Raw genomic sequence first — 15,756 nt, forward strand, 5'->3', positions numbered from 1 at the left:
CCGAACCGAGGAGCTCCCGTGCAGTACATCTCCACCCGAGGCGGCATGCAGCCGCTGCCGTACTGCGAGACCCTGCTCGAGGGGCTCGCTCCCGACGGTGGACTGGCCGTGCCCGAGACGATGCCCACGGTCGACGGTGAGACGCTCGAGCGCTGGCGCGCCCTGACATACCCGCAGCTCGCCACGGAGGTGCTCGGGCTCTTCGCCACGGACATCCCCCGCGCCGACCTCGCACGCATGACCGAGGCCGCGTACGAGCCGTTCCCCGAAGAGGTCGTGCCGCTGCGCTCGATCGATGACGACCTCACTCTCGTAGGTCTCTCCGAAGGGCCGACGCTGGCCTTCAAGGACATGGCCATGCAGTTCCTCGGCCAGGTGGTCGAGTACGCGCTCGAGCGCAAGGGGTCGGTCCTCAACATCCTCGGCGCGACCTCCGGAGACACCGGATCAGCCGCCGAGCACGCTCTTCGCGGCAAGGACCGCATCTCGGTCTTCATGCTGTCCCCGAAGGGGCGCATGAGCGCATTCCAGCGGGCGCAGATGTTCTCGCTCGATGACGAGAACATCCACAACATCGTGGTCGACGGTGTGTTCGACGACTGCCAGAACCTCGTCAAGTCGCTTGCGGGCGATCTCGACTTCAAGCGCGCTCAGAACCTCGGTGCGGTCAACTCGATCAACCTCGCCCGCATCACCGCCCAGGTCGTCTACTACTTCTGGGCATGGCTGCGCGCGACGGATGCCGGCGGATGGACCGAGGTGTCCTTCACGGTGCCGTCCGGCAACTTCGGCAACATCCTCTCGGGCTTCTTCGCGAAGGAGATGGGGCTGCCGATCCGTCGCCTCGTGCTCGCCGCCAACGAGAACAACGTGCTCGACGAGTTCTTCCGCACCGGCGTCTACCGGCCGCGGAGCGCGGCCCAGACGCTCGCGACCTCGAGCCCGTCGATGGACATCTCGAAGGCCTCGAACCTCGAGCGCTTCATCTTCGAGCTCGTCGGGCGCGATGCCACCCGCGTGGTGAAGGCGTGGCAGGATCTCGACACCCAGGGCTTCTTCGATTTCACCGCCGATCTCGCTCGTTTCGTCGACGAGTTCGGTATCGTCAGCGGCACCTCGACGCACGCCGACAGGCTCGCGACGATCAAGGCGGTCTACGAGGCGACGGGCGACATCATCGACCCTCACACCGCCGACGGGGTCAAGGTCGCCCGCGAGAACATCGAACCGGGTGTGCCGATGCTCGTTCTCGAGACCGCGAAGCCGCAGAAGTTCGCCGAGACGATCCGCGAGGCGATCGGTGTCGAGCTCGAGTACTCGTCAGAGCTGCGCGCCATGCTCGATGCTCCTCAGCTCCGCACCGAGATGGCCGACGATGAGCAGGAGCTCCGCGCCTTCGTCGAGGCGAAGGCCCTGCGCTGAGCCGGACCTGCTAGGTCGAGGGGCGACTCACTCGGGGTCGCCGTGCAGCATCCACGGCACTCCGAACCGGTCGACGAGCATCCCGAAACTGCCGCCCCACGGGGGAGTGTCGAGCGGCATGGTGATCGCCGCGCCGTCAGACAGGGCGTCCCACACCTGCTGCGTCTTCTCCTGCGAGTTTCCGCTGAGCGAGACCGAGAATCCCTGCGGCGGCTCGAACGGGATGCCGTCGGGGGTGTCTGACGCCATGAGCACCAGGCCGTCTGGCGTCGTGAGCTGCGCGTGCATCACGAGATCGTGCTGATCGGGGTTCTGCACCATGTCGGGGAACTCGCCGAACACGTTGATCTCGAGGTCACCGCCGAGGATGCCCTGATAGAACTCCATCGCCTGTCGCGCTTCGGTGCGGAACGAGAGATACGGATTGAGTGTGGCCATGACTGCCCCCAGAGATGTCAGGCGGGGCCGCCGTCGGCCCTGCTGCGGCTCATTCTGCGCCGGGGGTCGGACATCCGCAAGAGCGACTCCTCGCTCAGTCGGGGAGCGCCTTCACAGCGGCCGTCAGCACCTGAGGGACCGTCGGCACGCCTTCTGCCCGGAAGACCTCTGCGCCCGAGGCATCGCGGATGATGACCGTGGGGGTGAAGCGGATCTCGAGCGCCTCGGCAGCATCCGGCTCCGAGGCGACGTCGATCTCGGTGACGGTCGCGTCGGGAAGGTAGCGCACCGCATCCGCCACGACCGCGCGGGTTCGAGAGCAGGCTCCGCAGAACGCGGAGGTGACCAGCGTGAGTTCCATCGCTCTCCTCTCGGTTCTCGATGTGCAACCCGGCACCGGCCCGCCGTGTTCCCGGAACGAGGTCAGAACTCGGTGCGTTTGACGAGGCCCCGATTCGTGCGGATGTGCTCGTAGTCCCACTGCACGACCCGGGACTCCGACAGCCAGACGGCGAGACGGTCGGTGTCGATCTCTGACGCGTCGACGAATCTCGCCTCGGCCGCCTCGAACGAGCCGGAGGCGACGAGCCCGGGCTCGGCGAACGACTGGCCGCTCCAGAACATCAGCCGCACGGCATCCTTCAACCGGTCGTATCCCACGATCGGATTGCCGTCGAGGAACCAGACGGGGTGCGCGTGCCAGACCTTGGCGGTCGCCTCGGGGAGTCCTCGGTCGATCTCGTCGGCCAGCCGCTCGCAGATCTCACGATCTTCGTGTGCGAGCCTCTGGTGGTAGTCGTCGATCTCCGGCGCACGGGTCATGGTGCGAGTATGCCCCGCGCACGCACTTGCGTCGAGAGTCAGGTGCGAGGCGTCGTGGCCCGAGGGTGCAGCATGCCCGAGAGGGCGCCGAGCGCAGCACCCACGAGGGTGTCGACGATACGCTCCCACGCGACATCCATCGAACCGATCTCGCCGGTTGCCGCACCCGTCAGCAGGAGCACGAGCGGCGTGATGAAGACGAGAGCGAGAGCGTAGTGGCGCACCACCACGAGCTCGATCGTGAACTGCAGGGCGCCCAGAAGCAGCGCCAGCCAGAGACCCGACGGATGCAGCAGGGCGAGCAGCGCGTAGACTCCCGCGCCGACGACGGTCCCGAGCATGCGGTGCAGTCCGCGCTGCACCGCGGCGCGGCGGGCTGCCGCGACCCCGATGACCGCGACGGCCGATCCGACGATCCAGTACGTCCGCGTTGGGTCGATCACCAGCCCCAGCAGAACGCCGACGACGGCGACGAGGGCGACTCGGACCACCAGCATGCGCGAATCGGCCGTGAAGGCGGGCCCGGGCAGGAGCTCACGCAGCGGCCGGGCCGAGATCGACCGTGCGCGAGGGCGCAGAAGTGGCGTCATCGCGATCAGATAGGAGAACACGCATCCGGCCGCGAGCGCGGCGAGGTAGACCATCGGTGCGATCGGCGAGCTGACGATCACATGGGCCGAGAGTCCGAAGACCAGCACGAAGAAGAGGGGCCCCGGTGGGCCGAGCCGGAAGCCGAACGACAGAGCCGCGCTGACGACCGCGACCACCACGACGCCGATGCTCACGAGCCATGCGTTCGCAGAGGCAGCGACTCCGAGCGCGGCGCTGGCGATCAGGCCCGCGGCGACGAAGGGCAGGATCCTCGCGCGATCGATCACCGGGGCGGTGCCCGCGAAGAGCACCGTGAACGCGCCTGACGCCGCGACGTAGCCGAGCGACGGCTGGCCGAGCAGAGTCATGACGGCGATCGGCACCGCGATGCCCAGAGCCGCCTGGGTCGCGAGGTGCCAGCGCGGACCGCGCTTGGGTGCCAGGGCGAACAGGCTCATCCCTCCATTGTCTCGCGGTGTCGTCGCCCCGAGTGACGGCCGTGAGCCGTTCCGGTCGCGGTTCGTGCCGCTCCGCTCCGTGCCACGCGGCACGAACTGCGCCCGGAGCGCGGCTGGAAGCCGATGATCGGCCCGGCGCTACGATGGCCGACGTGACAGAACCTCGACCGGGAATCGCCGAACGGCTCTCGCAGATGATCCAGCTCCCGACCGTGTCGGCCGAGCTGGACGAGCGCGGAACCGAGCCGTTCGAGGCCTTCGTCGGACTGATCGCCGACCTCTATCCGCTCGTCCACGAGCACCTGACGCTCGAGCGGCATACCGATTTCGGACTGCTCTTCCACTGGTCGGGCAGAGGTGCCGGAGCCGACGGGCCGGTCGTGCTGATGGCGCACTACGACGTGGTCCCGGTGGATGAGAGCGATCCGTGGACGCATCCTCCGTTCGCGGGCGTCATCGCCGACGGGGTGGTCTACGGCCGCGGGGCTCTCGACGACAAGGGGCCGCTGATCGTCGTGCTCGAGGCGGTCGAGAATCTGCTCGCCGAGGGGTTAATCCCCGCACGGGACGTCTATCTCTCGTTCGGCGGCAACGAGGAGACCTTCGGCAGAGCAGCCGAGGAGATCGCGCGGGTGCTCCGCGAGCGAGGCATCGTCCCGTGGCTCGTGGTCGACGAAGGCGGTGCGGTCGTCGAGGCGCCGCTGCCCTTCGTCCCAGGGCGAGCGGCGATGATCGGCGTCGGTGAGAAGGGCATCATGACGCTCACTCTCTCGGCGCGCGGCGAGGGCGGCCACGCATCGGCACCACCCTCTCTCACGGCGGTCCGGCGGGTGGCGAGGGCTGTGGATCGGCTCGGTCCGCGGACGTTCCGACCTCGTCCGTCGAAGGCGATCGGGCGGATGCTGTCGCAGCTCGGCGCTCAGACCCCCGGCCCCGCGCGGCATCTGCTGCGCCTGCTCGGCTCCGCCCCGCTTCTGACCGGCCGGCTGTTCGCCGCGCTCGGGGGCGAGCCCGCAGCTCTCGTGCGCACGACGGTGGCTCCGACGATGCAGTCGGGCGGCACGGCGGCCAACGTCCTGCCCTCGCAGGCGTCGGCGACCGTGAACATCCGTATCGCTCTGGGCGAGACGACACAGCAGACCGTGCTGCGGGTGCGTCGGCGCATCCGGGATCCGCTCATCACGGTCACCGTCGAGGAGGCGAGCGAGCCGTCGCCCGAGTCGGCGACCGACAACGCCCAGTTCGCGCTGCTCGCCGATGCGCTCGCGGTCTCGCATCCTGGAGTCCCCGCCGTGCCGTATGTGATGATGGCGGCTACGGACTCCCGTCACTTCCACCGCTTCGCGCCCGCTGTCTACCGCTTCGCGCCGCTCGACATGTCGAACGCGCAGCGGGCGTCGATCCATGGCGTGGATGAGAGCGTCGAGATCGCTGCGCTCGAGCGAGGGGAGCGGTTCCATCGGTCTCTCCTCGAGAAGCTAGGGTGATCTCACCCCCTGACGGGCGTCTCGCCGCCCGACCCAGCCCTTTCACCGAGGAGCCGCGATGACGCGCACCCGTACTCTGGGAACCCTCGCCACGGTCGTCGGCTTCCTCGCCTTCGTCGAGTTCACCAGCGGCGTGCTGCAGGGGTACTACACGCCCATGCTCACCGACATCGCGCGGCATCTGGGCATCCACGACGCCGACGTCAACTGGTTGGAAGGCACGCAGCTCATGCTCTCGGCGCTCGTCGTGCCGGCGTTCGCGAAGCTCGGCGACATGGTCGGTCACAAGCGGATGCTGCTGATCTCGACGGCGCTGACCGCCGCGGCGGCGCTCGTCCTGCCGTTCACGGACTCATTCCCCGTGTTCCTGATCGGCTGGACGCTGATGGGCTTCTATGTCGTCTGGCTGCCGCTCGAGATCGCTCTCATCTGGTCACGCTCCCGCCGGATGGAGGGGCGATCGTCGATCACGGCGAAAGCCGCAGGGCTGCTGGTCGCGGCGCTCGAAGGCGGTGCGATCATCGGTGCTCTCGTCGGCGGTGCGCTGATCGACGTCCTGCCGTTGACGGTCGTGCTGCTCATCCCTGCACTGCTCGTCGTCGTCTGCTTCTTCGTGATCCTGTTCGGGGTGCAGGAGTCGCCCGATCCGACCGGTGGTGTGTTCGACACGGTCGGCGTCGTGCTGATCTCGCTCGCCCTGATCTGCTTCACCGGTGGTCTGAGCCTGCTCCGCCTCGAGGGCGGGCTCGCCAATCCCTGGTCATGGGCGGTCGTCGTGCTCGGCATCCTGCTGGTCATCCCGTTCGTGCTCTGGGAACTGCGCTGCGACGACCCGCTCATCGACGTGCGCATGTTCCGCTCACCGGCCCTCGGTCCCGTGTTCCTCACAGCCGGACTCTTCGGGGTGAGCGTGCTGGGAGCCCAGGCCCCGCTCTCGACATTCGCCCGCACCGATCCGGGCGTCTACGGCTATGGCCTCGGAACCACGGGCTTCGCGACATCGCTGATCATCGGGCTGTACCTGATCGCGATGATCGCGGGTGCACTGCTCTTCCCTCTCGTCGCTCGGGCGCTGACTCCGCGGATCACCCTGATGGGCGCGTCTCTCCTCGTCGGCATCGGTTTCCTGCTGTTCCTGCCGTTCCATGATTCGTATCTGCAGGTGGTGACCAACATGGTCGTCGTCGGCCTCGGCTCCGGAGCGCTGGTGGCGGCGCTCCCCGCGGCGGCGGCATCGGCGGCCCCCGCGACGCAGACGGGTGTCGCGACCGGGCTCACGAACTCGGTCAAGACGGTCGGTGGAGCGATCGCCTCGTGCATATTCGGGATCGCGCTGCTCAACGGCGTGAGCGGAGCTGTCGAAGGCACCGCCGGGTCGTTCGCCGGGTACGTCACGGTGTGGGTGGTCTGCGGTGTGACGGCCCTCGTCGCCGCCGCGATCCTGGTCTTCGTTCCGAAAGAGGCCTTCACCGACCGGACGGATGCCGAGGCCGTCGCCACGCCGATCGTCTGACGTCAGCCGGGGTCGAGGTCGAGGATCCGGGCGATCTCGGGCCAGGCCTGCACGCCGAGGGCTGCATCGGCAGACGGCGTGCCGCCCCGAGCCATGTGCACGCCGCCGGTGGAGGGAGACTCGCCGGGGAGGAGCAGCCGATGCCCCGCATCCGGATGCTGCACGACCGTCGTCGGCCTGCCATGGGCCTGACGACGCTGCGCGATCGCCTTTACGAATGCGGCGCTCGGCCATACGCGGTCGTCGCCACCGGCGATCAGCAGAAGGTCTCCGGAGATCCGCTCGACGGGAATCGTCGCCGCCTCAGTGAGCGCCGGATCGAGGTTCAGGCTCGACGAGTACAGCGGAAGATACTCCGGCGGATCGGTGGTCGGCGTCCATGCCGGGTCGAATTCGACCGCCGGCAGCGGAGAACCTCGCAGAGTCCAGTGCGACGACCACCGCCCCTCTGCCAGCCCCGACCAGACGACGGACGAGGGGGAGACGGCGATGGTCGCGTCGACCTCGACGGTGGTCGCGGTGACGAGGGCCGCCTCGGCGCCGAAGGACGTTCCGAAGATCGCCACGCGATCGTGGTCTCGTCGCAGCAGCTCGATCTGGTCGATGAACAGTTCTATCGGAACCTCGTGGGGCGCGGGTCGCTGGCCGATGCCGCCGAACCAGCGGATCGCGCGCACCCGGGCGCCGCGACGGCTCAGGAGATCGGCGCGAGCGGATTCGAGGCGCCCACTCGAACCGGCGAGCAGCAGTACTGCAGTCCCGCAGGGGCGCTCGGGGGTGGCGTCGTGGATGTCGTCCGGGGCGATGGGTGAAGTCACGTGTTGTGCCTGACGTCAGTCGCGGTCGAGACCGAAGGTGCGCTTGACCACGGCCTGCATGTCACGGTCGAGCCCGTCGATGCGCGTGTTCACCGTGTCGAAACGGGCGTTCATCTCGTGGCGGAGTCCGCCGATCTGAGCGTTCATCTCGCCGCGGAGTCCGCTGATCTCGGTGCGTACGACGCGGATGAACAGGGTCGAGACGACCGTCAGCATGCCGAGCATGAGCGCGGTGAAACACCCGATCATCGTCCAGATCTGAGCGTTGTTCATGAGGTGCACCCTGTCATCCTCGCATCGTTCCACTCCGATGATCGGAATCGAGGTCGCTGTATACCGTCATCCCGAGCGGTGGGAGCAACTCGATCGCAGGGCCGCGTGTGCAGGAGGGGTGGGCGGTGACTCCTCGTCACTGCCCACCCCTGGTCAGTCGCCCTGCGCGCGAGGGGGGTTGTGCATGAATTCGACCCGGATGCCGCTGGCATCCTCGACGAACGAGGCGTAGTAGTCCTCGCTGAACCGCTCGTAGATCTTGGGTTCACGGACAACGGTCCACCCTGCGGCGACGGCGACCGCGTGCAGACGGTCGACCTCATCGCGGGAATCGACGGCGAATGCGAGATGCTGCCATCCGACGCGTCCGTGCACGTGCGGGCCGCTGCCCTCCTCGCGCGGGGCGAAGATGATGATCTCGGTCTCCTCGCCGTGATGCCAGGAGATCCCGTTCTCGGCTTCGGCCCCGAACTCATACCCGAGGGCGGTGAGCACGGGGTGGAACTGCGCGCGCCCGCGCTCGACGTCGTCGACGGTGATGCCCAGGTGATCGAGAAGTGCCATGCGACCAGTCTTGCAGGCTGGCATCCGACGCCTCGGGAGGCTCAGTGCGGCGCGTGGTACTCGGCTTCGCCGCGCTTCCAGTAGCCCTTCACCACGGCACGCCCGGGGTCGATGCCCCAACGGTCGAGCAACGCGCGGCCGGGCTTGACGATCGACTGCTCGGCCGCGATGAACACGAACGGGTCGTCACCGATCGCATCCTCCGCCACCAGGTCGTCGAGGAACGCGATGAGCGCGGACCCCGAAGGCTCGGCACTCCGATGCAGCCACTCGATGTCGACGGGCGCTTCGATGTCGACCTCTCGGCCGGCCGAGACCGTCTCGATCACGATCCGGGCCGGAATGCCCGCGGGGATGAGCGCCGCGAAGCGCCGGATCGCGGGGATGGCCGTCTCGTCTCCGACGAGCAGCCAGGAGTCGGGGCTGCCGTTCAGCACGGCCGACCCGCGCGGACCGCCCACACCGATCGATGACCCCAGAGGAGCAGTCGCCGCCCAGGGCGCCGCGACACCCGAGTCGCCATGCACGGCGAATTCGACGTCGAGCCAGTCCTCGCCCCACGCGAGCGGTGTGTACTCGCGACTCGGCGCAGCCCGCATCTCCTCGACCGATCCCACCGGGCCTGCAGGGAAGAACAGACGCATGTGGTCGTCGGAACCCGGGGAGTCGAAGCCCTCGAGATCGCTGCCCGTGAGGCGCACGCGCACGAAGTCGGGTGCCAGCCATTCCCGGGCGCTCAGCGTGACGGTGCGGAAGCGCAGATCGAGGCCTCGGCGCTCGATGGAGAAACCGGATTTCGTATCGCTCATAAAGTAAGGCTAACCTATCTTCGAGGCGGAGTTAGGGGAACCTAAGTCCGCCTGTCCTGCGCCGCCCGCGCGCACCAATCACCGCAGAACAGGAGTCTCTCCATGTCCATGCCCAGAATCCTCAGCGCCACGAGCGTCGGTCTCGTCGGTCTCCTCGCCCTCGCCGGCTGCGCCTCCGGAGCCGAAGCCGAGCCGGCGGAGACCGCGGCCGCCGCCGACTCGGTCACGATCGAGGACAACACCGGATCGCACGAGATCGCCACTCCTCCCGCCTCCGTCGTCGCACTGGACAACCGGACCTTCCAGACCCTCTCCGACTGGGGTGTCGAGCTCTCCGCCGGCGCGGTCGCGCTCATGCCCGACACCGTGTCATACCTCGACGACGACTCGATCGTCGACATCGGCCTGCACAGCGAGCCCGACCTCGAGGCGATCGTCGCCGTCGAACCCGACCTCATCATCAGCGGACAGCGCTTCACTCAGCACAACGAGGCCATCGCCGAGCTCGTGCCCGACGCCACGATCATCGATCTCGAGCCTCGCGAGGGCGAACCCTTCGACGAGGAGCTCAAGCGGCAGGTGACCGTGCTCGGCGAGATCTTCGGCACGCAGGATGACGCGCGGGCACTGGTCGACGACTTCGACGCGGCGGTCGAGCGGGCGAAGGCCGCCTACGACGACGCCGACACGGTCATGGCCGTGAACACCTCGGGTGGCGAGATCGGCTATCTCGCCCCGACCGTGGGTCGCTCCCTCGGGCCGATCTACGACATCCTCGGGCTGACCCCGGCACTCGAGGTCGCCGATGCCTCGGACGACCACCAGGGAGACGACATCTCGGTCGAGGTGATCGCCGCCTCGAACCCCGACTGGCTCCTCGTGCTCGACCGCGACGCCGTCTTCGCCGCAGAGACCCCCGACTACGTGCAGGCATCGGAGATCCTCGAGAACTCCGAGGCACTCGCCGGCGTCACGGCCGTCGCTGACGAGCAGATCGTCTACATGCCCACCGACACCTATCTGAACGAGGGCATCCAGACATACACGACGTTCCTGAACGACTTCGCCGACGCCCTCGAGGCCGCACAGAAGTAGGTCGCTCGGCGGCATCCGCTCGAGGGCGGATGCCGCCGGTCGGCGTCTCACGATGACCCGCACCGCGTTCTCCACCGAGCCGCCCCGGTCTGCCGGGCGGCTCTTCGACGTCAGGCTCCTCGTCGGCATCCTCGTCGTCGTCGCCCTTCTCGTCGTGTCCCTGTTCACCGGGGTCTACGACATCGCCGGGGCCGCTGACGGTGCCGAGATGTTCCAGATCACTCGCGTCCCGCGCACGATCGCCCTCGTTCTCGCGGGGGCCGCGATGGCGATGGCCGGACTGGTGATGCAACTCCTCACCCAGAACCGCTTCGTCGAACCCACGACCACCGGCACCACCGAATGGGCAGGGCTCGGTCTGCTCACCGTGATGGTGCTCGTGCCGAACCCCTCGATCCCGCTGAGGATGGCAGGCGCGATCATCGCGGCCTTCATCGGCACCATGGTGTTCTTCGCCTTCCTGCGGCGGGTCTCGCTGAAGTCGTCTCTCATCGTCCCGATCGTCGGCATCATGCTGGGGGCCGTCGTCGGGTCGGTATCGACCTACTTCGCGCTCGCGACCGACTCGCTGCAGGCTCTCGGGGTCTGGTTCGCAGGCAGCTTCACCTCGGTGCTCCGCGGACAGTACGAGATGCTCTGGATCGTCGCGATCGTCGGAGTGGTCGTCTTCATCGTCGCCGACCGTCTCACGATCGCAGGGCTGGGGGAGGAGATCGCGACGAACGTCGGGGTCGACTACAACCGGGTGATCCTGCTGGGCACAGCGCTCATCGCCGTCACCACGGGCGTCGTCACGGTGGTCGTCGGCAACCTTCCCTTCCTCGGGCTGATCGTGCCCAACGTCGTCTCGATGGTCCGCGGCGACGATCTGCGCAGCAACCTGCCATGGGTATGCCTGCTCGGCATCGCGATCGTCACAGTCTGCGACATCATCGGACGGACGATCATCATGCCGTTCGAGGTGCCGGTGTCGCTGATCCTCGGCGTCGTCGGGGCGATCGTCTTCATCCTGCTCCTGCTGAGGCAGCGTCGTCGTGGCTAGCGCGACAGCGGTCGGCACCCGCACCTCCGGATCCTTCACGACGCCGCGCGCGCGGCGTCGGTACATCATCGTGCTCGGCATCCTCGTCGTCCTCTCCGTGGCCTTCGCCTTCGCTCTGCTCGCATGGGAGAACCCGATGCCGATCGGATCGCCCGGGTTCTGGCGCATCGCGAAGCTCCGGGTGACGAACGTGACCGTGATGGCCGTGGTCGCAGTGGCGCAGGCGATCGCTACCGTGAGCTTTCAGACGGTCACCAACAACCGCATCATCACGCCGTCGATCATGGGATTCGAGTCGCTCTATCGCGTCGTGCAGACGACCACGGTGTACCTGTTCGGCGTCGCCGGTCTCGTGGCGATCCAGGGTGTCTGGCAGTTCGGTCTGCAGGTCGTGATCATGGTGGGGCTGGCGATGGCGCTGTACGGATGGCTGCTGTCGGGGCGCTACGGCAACCTGCAGATCATGCTGCTCATCGGGATCATCATCGGAGGGGGCCTCGGAGCGATCTCGACCTTCATGCAGCGGCTGCTCACGCCCAGCGAGTTCGACGTGCTCGCGGCGCGACTGTTCGGCAACGTCTCCAACGCCGACGCGTCGTATCTGCCTCTCGCGATCCCTCTGTGCGTCGCGGCCTCGGCGCTGCTCTGGATGAGGTCCAGGAGACTGAACCTGCTCGCGCTCGGCCCTGACGTGTCGCGTTCGCTCGGACTCGACCACAAGCGCGAGCTCTACATCGTGCTCTTCCTCGTCGCCGTCCTCATGGCGACATCGACCGCGCTGGTCGGGCCCATGACGTTCCTGGGCTTCCTCGTCGCGACCCTCGCCTACCAGTTCGCCGACACGTACGACCATCGACTCATCTTCCCCGTGGCCGTGCTCACGGCCTTCACGATCCTCGCCGGGGCGTACTTCGTCATGAAGAACGTCTTCTATGCGCAGGGCATGGTCTCGATCCTCATCGAGCTCGTCGGCGGAACCGTCTTCCTCATCGTCATCCTCAGAAAGGGCAGGCTGTGATCACACTCGACGGCGTCCGCCGCGACTACAGCGACGAGGTCGCGATCGGCCCCGTGGACCTCGAGATCCCCGCCGGCGGGATCACCGCGCTGATCGGTCCCAACGGCGCGGGCAAGTCGACGCTGCTCACCATGATCGGACGGCTCGGCGGCATGGACGCCGGGGCGATCGAAATCGCCGGCTACGACGTCGCGACCACGAAGTCGAAGGACCTCGCGAAGATCGTCTCGGTGCTCCGCCAGGAGAACCACTTCGTGACGCGGCTCACCGTGCGCCAGCTCGTCGGATTCGGGCGCTTCCCGCATTCGCAGGGCCGGCTGACCCGCGACGATGAGGAGATCATCAGCAGAGCGATCGACTTCCTCGACCTCGGCGACCTGGAAGGGCGCTATCTCGACGAGCTCTCCGGAGGCCAGCGACAGCGGGCCTACGTCGCGATGGTGCTGGCGCAGGACACTGCGTTCGTGCTGCTCGACGAGCCGCTCAACAACCTCGACATGAAGCATGCCGTGCAGATGATGAAGCACCTGCGTCGGGCGGCTGAGGAGCTCGGGCGGACGATCGTGATCGTGCTGCACGACATCAATTTCGCGGGACACTACGCCGATCACATCTGCGCCATGAAGGACGGTGAGGTGGTGGAGTTCGGACCACCCTCCGAGATCATGACCGGTGAGGTGCTCACTCGAGTGTTCGACACATCGGTGCAGGTGGTCGAGGGTCCCTCCGGTCCCCTGGCCGTGTACTACTGACGGCTCAGAGCTCGACGCCGTGGTCTTCGTCGTTGACGCCGGCGTTGCGGCCGCGGCGGGATTCGTAGCCGATGAACCAGCCGAGCCAGACGATCGCGGCCAGGAGGATGCCGAGCCAGACGTTCTGGAAGATCAGGCCGATCACGACACCGAGGATGAGAAGCCCTGCGGTGACGGAGAAGCGGAGTACGTTGCGCGACATGGGCTCAGCCTAGGGGCGATCCTCTCGTCGGGGGAGGTCAGCGACTGCGGTGGTCTTCGGGAGAGAGCCGTGGTCCTCGACGGGGCTCGCTCACTCCGCTCGCGAAGATGAGCCGGATGACGCGCTGGCGGTGGCCTGCCCACGGGGCGAGCAGATCGAGCATCCCGTCGTCATCGGTGCGATGCCCGGTGAGCGCGTACCCGACCTCATGGGCCAGGTGGTAGTCGCCGACGCTCACCGCGTCCGGATCACCGAGTGCCCGGATGCGCGTCTCGGCCGAGGTCCACACACCGATGCCGGGGAAGCTCGTCAGCACACGGTCGCGCTCGTCGCCGGTGGATGCGGCCAGCAGCGCGCGGGAGATGCTGTCGGCCCGCTCGGCGACTCGCACGATGGTCTTCGACTGCGGTGGCTGCACCGCGACCCGATGCCAGTCCCATGAGGGGATGCGACGCCACTCCGCCGCGGTCGGCGCGGTGTACATCGGGCGCGGGGTCGGGCCGGGTGCGCGTTCGCCGAACTTCGTGACGAGCAGCCTCCAGGTGCGGAAGGCCTCGAGACCGGTGACCTTCTGCTCGATGACGGCGCACGCGAGGGCGTCGAACACCACGCCGGTGCGGGCCAGGCGGATGCCTGGCGAACGACGGGCGACCTCGGAGATCAGCGGATGGTGCGAGGGATCGAAGCCCGAGGGGTCGTCGCCTGCGCCGCACAGGTCGGGCACGGTGTCGAGCGCGTGATCGGCGCCGCCGCCCCACGCGGTGGCCCGGATCTCTCCGCTCTGCGCGCGCAGCGCCAACGTCGCGGCGCCGAGCGGAGTCCGGAGGGTGCGCCAGATCACCGGACCGTCGAAGACCATGGTCGGGTCGCCGGGGCCTCGCCGCAGCATCCCGACCGTCGAGCGGAGATCGACGGGTGCCGCGGGCCGATACACGGTCTCTCGCGGTGCGCCGGAAGGAGCCGCGTCGGCGGCTCCGGCATCCGCGGTCAGGGTCATGCGCCCCACCATACGTGGCGGGCCTGACACTCGGATCAGAAGCGGTCGGGCGAGGGGGTGCCGTGGCCGTAGCGGATGACGACGTCGGCGTGACGGTCGAAGCGGTAGCCGATGCCGCGCACGGTGCGGACGATGTCCTCGTAGCGGCCGAGTTTCGCGCGCAGACGCCGCACGTGCACGTCGATCGTGCGCTCGCCGGGGGTCTCGTCGTCCTGCGCCTGCCACAGTGCCGAGACGAGTTCGCTGCGCTCGATCGTGCGCCCCTCGCGGAGCACGAGGTACTGCAGCAGCTCGAACTCCTTGTAGGTGAACGCCGCGGACTCTCCGTCGATCAGCACGCGCTTGCGCGAGATGTCGACGACGACGCCACCCTCTTCGTCGGTGGTCTCCTCTTCTGCGGCGGCCTTGGTGCGCGCGATCGCACCGGGCTCGTGCAGCGCCAGGCGGACGACGTCGAGGTCGCGGCCCCCAGATCCGTGTGGGGCGAGTGCGACGGTCGCGTGCGTCTCGGCGCCGGGCGCGAGCTCGGCGAGAGTGCGGCGCAGGGCGTCGACCAGGAGGGGAAGGCTGACTCCGGCTTCGGCTGCCTTGATCTCGTCGAGACCGACGTAGAGGGCGAAGCCGCGGGGCGAGCGGACGGCGGGAAGATCTGCGTCGAGCGGGGCGGCCGCGGGTGCCGATGCGGCGGTGCGGACGGTTGCGGTGGCGGCGGGACGCTCGAGAAGTGCGGTGTTCGACATGATGATGAAGTCCTCAGGACGTGAGCCGGGAAGGGGCTCTGATGCGTTGCATGAATGACCGGGCGAGCCGGAAGAGCGAGCAAAGGGTGGATGCTCGATGACCCATACCTCGCAGATCGCGAGAAGTCAGGTCAGACGGAGTGGCTGTTCGTTCAGCGACACATTCGGCAACACATGCCAACGCGACCGGGCATCATCATCCCGGCAGTCCTGTTCGCCTCCTGGGCGGACAAAGGGCTTGCGTTGGTAGTCATGGGGGGATTATGTCGGAAGAAGTCCGTGCGTGTCAAAACGGCCGACCGTGGTGGGGGCGGGCGTAACGTGGTGAGGGTGACCATTTCGACGCTCGCATCCGGTTTCATCCTCACCGACGAGAAGGACGCCTCGCGGTACACGCTGACGCGCGACGGGCAGCTGGTGAGCGTGCTCGACTACCGCGACGACGGACGCACGATAGCCCTGACGAGGGCCTTCACGATCCCCACTTTCCGCGGCCACGGCTACGCGGGGACTGTCGTCGAGGGGGCAGTCGCCGACATCGAGGCGCGCGGAGATCGAAAGGTCGACGCGGTGTGCTGGTACGTCTCCGACTGGTTCGAGGCGCACCCCGAGCACGCGGCTCTGCTGCGCTCGCGCTGACGCATCGTCGTGTGACGCTGTGTTACACGACGACGTTCGTCCGGTATTATGGATACCCTGCTCAGCCCCGTCGGCT

At 67.8% G+C, this 15,756-nt stretch carries 19 protein-coding genes; 8 read left to right on the forward strand and 11 right to left on the reverse strand.

Features of this window, described 5'->3' with window-relative positions; translation table 11 throughout:
• The first annotated feature begins 18 nt into the window (after positions 1 to 18).
• Positions 19 to 1,422, forward strand: a complete 1,404-nt coding sequence (thrC, locus tag FIV50_RS03610; RefSeq protein WP_140036234.1) for a threonine synthase — start codon at positions 19 to 21, stop codon at positions 1,420 to 1,422.
• A 27-nt stretch (positions 1,423 to 1,449) separates the two neighbouring features.
• Here thrC and FIV50_RS03615 read toward each other — a convergent pair whose 3' ends face one another.
• The 4 genes from FIV50_RS03615 to FIV50_RS03630 form a co-directional block, all read right to left on the reverse strand.
• Entirely contained in the window at positions 1,450 to 1,860 is a 411-nt protein-coding gene (locus FIV50_RS03615; RefSeq protein ID WP_140036235.1) for a VOC family protein, read from the reverse strand.
• Positions 1,861 to 1,954: 94 nt separating this feature from the next.
• Complete coding sequence (locus tag FIV50_RS03620; RefSeq protein WP_140036236.1) at positions 1,955 to 2,221, reverse strand: thioredoxin domain-containing protein; 267 nt, start codon at positions 2,219 to 2,221, stop codon at positions 1,955 to 1,957.
• A gap of 62 nt (positions 2,222 to 2,283) precedes the next feature.
• Entirely contained in the window at positions 2,284 to 2,682 is a 399-nt protein-coding gene (locus tag FIV50_RS03625) for a DUF1801 domain-containing protein (RefSeq protein WP_140036237.1), read from the reverse strand.
• 38 nt (positions 2,683 to 2,720) lie between these two features.
• Positions 2,721 to 3,731 carry an FUSC family protein gene (locus FIV50_RS03630; protein WP_140036238.1) on the reverse strand — a complete coding sequence of 337 codons (1,011 nt, stop codon included), beginning with the start codon at positions 3,729 to 3,731 and terminating at the stop codon, positions 2,721 to 2,723.
• Between the two features lie 143 nt (positions 3,732 to 3,874).
• Between FIV50_RS03630 and FIV50_RS03635 the strand changes: the two genes are divergently transcribed.
• Both FIV50_RS03635 and FIV50_RS03640 read left to right on the forward strand, forming a co-directional pair.
• Entirely contained in the window at positions 3,875 to 5,218 is a 1,344-nt protein-coding gene (locus FIV50_RS03635) for a M20/M25/M40 family metallo-hydrolase (protein ID WP_140036239.1), read from the forward strand.
• 58 nt (positions 5,219 to 5,276) lie between these two features.
• The gene (locus FIV50_RS03640; RefSeq protein WP_140036240.1) at positions 5,277 to 6,731 is read left to right on the forward strand and encodes an MFS transporter; all 1,455 of its coding nucleotides are present in this window, start codon (positions 5,277 to 5,279) and stop codon (positions 6,729 to 6,731) included.
• 2 nt (positions 6,732 to 6,733) lie between these two features.
• On the opposite strand, the gene FIV50_RS03645 is transcribed toward FIV50_RS03640, so the two are convergent.
• The 4 genes from FIV50_RS03645 to FIV50_RS03660 all read right to left on the reverse strand — a co-directional run bounded on the left by FIV50_RS03645 (position 6,734) and on the right by FIV50_RS03660 (position 9,195).
• Positions 6,734 to 7,549: an acyl-CoA thioester hydrolase/BAAT C-terminal domain-containing protein gene (locus FIV50_RS03645; protein WP_140036241.1), complete on the reverse strand. Its 816-nt coding sequence runs from the start codon at positions 7,547 to 7,549 to the stop codon at positions 6,734 to 6,736.
• Between the two features lie 15 nt (positions 7,550 to 7,564).
• The gene (locus tag FIV50_RS03650; RefSeq protein WP_258184398.1) at positions 7,565 to 7,822 is read right to left on the reverse strand and encodes a hypothetical protein; all 258 of its coding nucleotides are present in this window, start codon (positions 7,820 to 7,822) and stop codon (positions 7,565 to 7,567) included.
• Positions 7,823 to 7,975: 153 nt separating this feature from the next.
• Entirely contained in the window at positions 7,976 to 8,386 is a 411-nt protein-coding gene (locus FIV50_RS03655; RefSeq protein ID WP_140036243.1) for a VOC family protein, read from the reverse strand.
• Positions 8,387 to 8,427: 41 nt separating this feature from the next.
• Positions 8,428 to 9,195, reverse strand: a complete 768-nt coding sequence (locus FIV50_RS03660; protein WP_140036244.1) for a siderophore-interacting protein — start codon at positions 9,193 to 9,195, stop codon at positions 8,428 to 8,430.
• 102 nt (positions 9,196 to 9,297) lie between these two features.
• Between FIV50_RS03660 and FIV50_RS03665 the strand changes: the two genes are divergently transcribed.
• Genes FIV50_RS03665 through FIV50_RS03680 form a run of 4 tightly spaced genes read left to right on the forward strand, consistent with a single transcriptional unit; the run spans position 9,298 to position 13,102 of the window.
• A complete protein-coding gene (locus tag FIV50_RS03665; protein ID WP_140036245.1) occupies positions 9,298 to 10,290 on the forward strand; it encodes a siderophore ABC transporter substrate-binding protein in 993 nt (330 codons plus the stop codon).
• A gap of 52 nt (positions 10,291 to 10,342) precedes the next feature.
• Complete coding sequence (locus tag FIV50_RS03670) at positions 10,343 to 11,332, forward strand: iron chelate uptake ABC transporter family permease subunit (protein ID WP_140036246.1); 990 nt, start codon at positions 10,343 to 10,345, stop codon at positions 11,330 to 11,332.
• Entirely contained in the window at positions 11,325 to 12,350 is a 1,026-nt protein-coding gene (locus FIV50_RS03675; protein WP_140036247.1) for an iron chelate uptake ABC transporter family permease subunit, read from the forward strand. The genes FIV50_RS03670 and FIV50_RS03675 overlap by 8 nt, the downstream gene beginning before the upstream one ends.
• On the forward strand, positions 12,347 to 13,102 hold the full coding sequence (locus FIV50_RS03680; protein ID WP_140036248.1) for an iron ABC transporter ATP-binding protein: 756 nt from the start codon (positions 12,347 to 12,349) through the stop codon (positions 13,100 to 13,102). Before FIV50_RS03675 ends, FIV50_RS03680 begins: the two co-directional genes overlap by 4 nt.
• 4 nt (positions 13,103 to 13,106) lie before the next feature.
• Here FIV50_RS03680 and FIV50_RS03685 read toward each other — a convergent pair whose 3' ends face one another.
• Genes FIV50_RS03685 through FIV50_RS03695 form a run of 3 tightly spaced genes read right to left on the reverse strand, consistent with a single transcriptional unit; the run spans position 13,107 to position 15,041 of the window.
• Complete coding sequence (locus tag FIV50_RS03685; protein WP_140036249.1) at positions 13,107 to 13,304, reverse strand: hypothetical protein; 198 nt, start codon at positions 13,302 to 13,304, stop codon at positions 13,107 to 13,109.
• A gap of 37 nt (positions 13,305 to 13,341) precedes the next feature.
• On the reverse strand, positions 13,342 to 14,301 hold the full coding sequence (locus FIV50_RS03690) for a DNA-3-methyladenine glycosylase family protein (RefSeq protein ID WP_181164328.1): 960 nt from the start codon (positions 14,299 to 14,301) through the stop codon (positions 13,342 to 13,344).
• Positions 14,302 to 14,336: 35 nt separating this feature from the next.
• The gene (locus FIV50_RS03695; protein WP_140036250.1) at positions 14,337 to 15,041 is read right to left on the reverse strand and encodes a winged helix-turn-helix domain-containing protein; all 705 of its coding nucleotides are present in this window, start codon (positions 15,039 to 15,041) and stop codon (positions 14,337 to 14,339) included.
• A gap of 330 nt (positions 15,042 to 15,371) precedes the next feature.
• Between FIV50_RS03695 and FIV50_RS03700 the strand changes: the two genes are divergently transcribed.
• Positions 15,372 to 15,680, forward strand: coding sequence for a GNAT family N-acetyltransferase (locus FIV50_RS03700; RefSeq protein ID WP_258184399.1), 309 nt, complete (start codon positions 15,372 to 15,374; stop codon positions 15,678 to 15,680).
• Positions 15,681 to 15,756: the final 76 nt, after the last annotated feature.

The organism is Microbacterium foliorum (genome assembly GCF_006385575.1).
GTDB lineage: Bacteria > Actinomycetota > Actinomycetes > Actinomycetales > Microbacteriaceae > Microbacterium > Microbacterium foliorum_B.

What these genes read in the sequence shown, in the direction of transcription:
- FIV50_RS03620 (WP_140036236.1), bottom strand. Translation starts at nt 2,221, where the DNA reads ATGGAACTCACGCTGGTCACCTCCGCGTTCTGCGGAGCCTGCTCTCGA.
- FIV50_RS03690 (WP_181164328.1), bottom strand. Translation starts at nt 14,301, where the DNA reads ATGACCCTGACCGCGGATGCCGGAGCCGCCGACGCGGCTCCTTCCGGC.
- FIV50_RS03695 (WP_140036250.1), bottom strand. Translation starts at nt 15,041, where the DNA reads ATGTCGAACACCGCACTTCTCGAGCGTCCCGCCGCCACCGCAACCGTC.
- FIV50_RS03630 (WP_140036238.1), bottom strand. Translation starts at nt 3,731, where the DNA reads ATGAGCCTGTTCGCCCTGGCACCCAAGCGCGGTCCGCGCTGGCACCTC.
- FIV50_RS03665 (WP_140036245.1), top strand. Translation starts at nt 9,298, where the DNA reads ATGTCCATGCCCAGAATCCTCAGCGCCACGAGCGTCGGTCTCGTCGGT.
- FIV50_RS03640 (WP_140036240.1), top strand. Translation starts at nt 5,277, where the DNA reads ATGACGCGCACCCGTACTCTGGGAACCCTCGCCACGGTCGTCGGCTTC.
- FIV50_RS03655 (WP_140036243.1), bottom strand. Translation starts at nt 8,386, where the DNA reads ATGGCACTTCTCGATCACCTGGGCATCACCGTCGACGACGTCGAGCGC.
- FIV50_RS03615 (WP_140036235.1), bottom strand. Translation starts at nt 1,860, where the DNA reads ATGGCCACACTCAATCCGTATCTCTCGTTCCGCACCGAAGCGCGACAG.
- FIV50_RS03650 (WP_258184398.1), bottom strand. Translation starts at nt 7,822, where the DNA reads ATGAACAACGCTCAGATCTGGACGATGATCGGGTGTTTCACCGCGCTC.
- FIV50_RS03685 (WP_140036249.1), bottom strand. Translation starts at nt 13,304, where the DNA reads ATGTCGCGCAACGTACTCCGCTTCTCCGTCACCGCAGGGCTTCTCATC.
- FIV50_RS03625 (WP_140036237.1), bottom strand. Translation starts at nt 2,682, where the DNA reads ATGACCCGTGCGCCGGAGATCGACGACTACCACCAGAGGCTCGCACAC.
- FIV50_RS03670 (WP_140036246.1), top strand. Translation starts at nt 10,343, where the DNA reads ATGACCCGCACCGCGTTCTCCACCGAGCCGCCCCGGTCTGCCGGGCGG.
- FIV50_RS03660 (WP_140036244.1), bottom strand. Translation starts at nt 9,195, where the DNA reads ATGAGCGATACGAAATCCGGTTTCTCCATCGAGCGCCGAGGCCTCGAT.
- FIV50_RS03635 (WP_140036239.1), top strand. Translation starts at nt 3,875, where the DNA reads ATGGCCGACGTGACAGAACCTCGACCGGGAATCGCCGAACGGCTCTCG.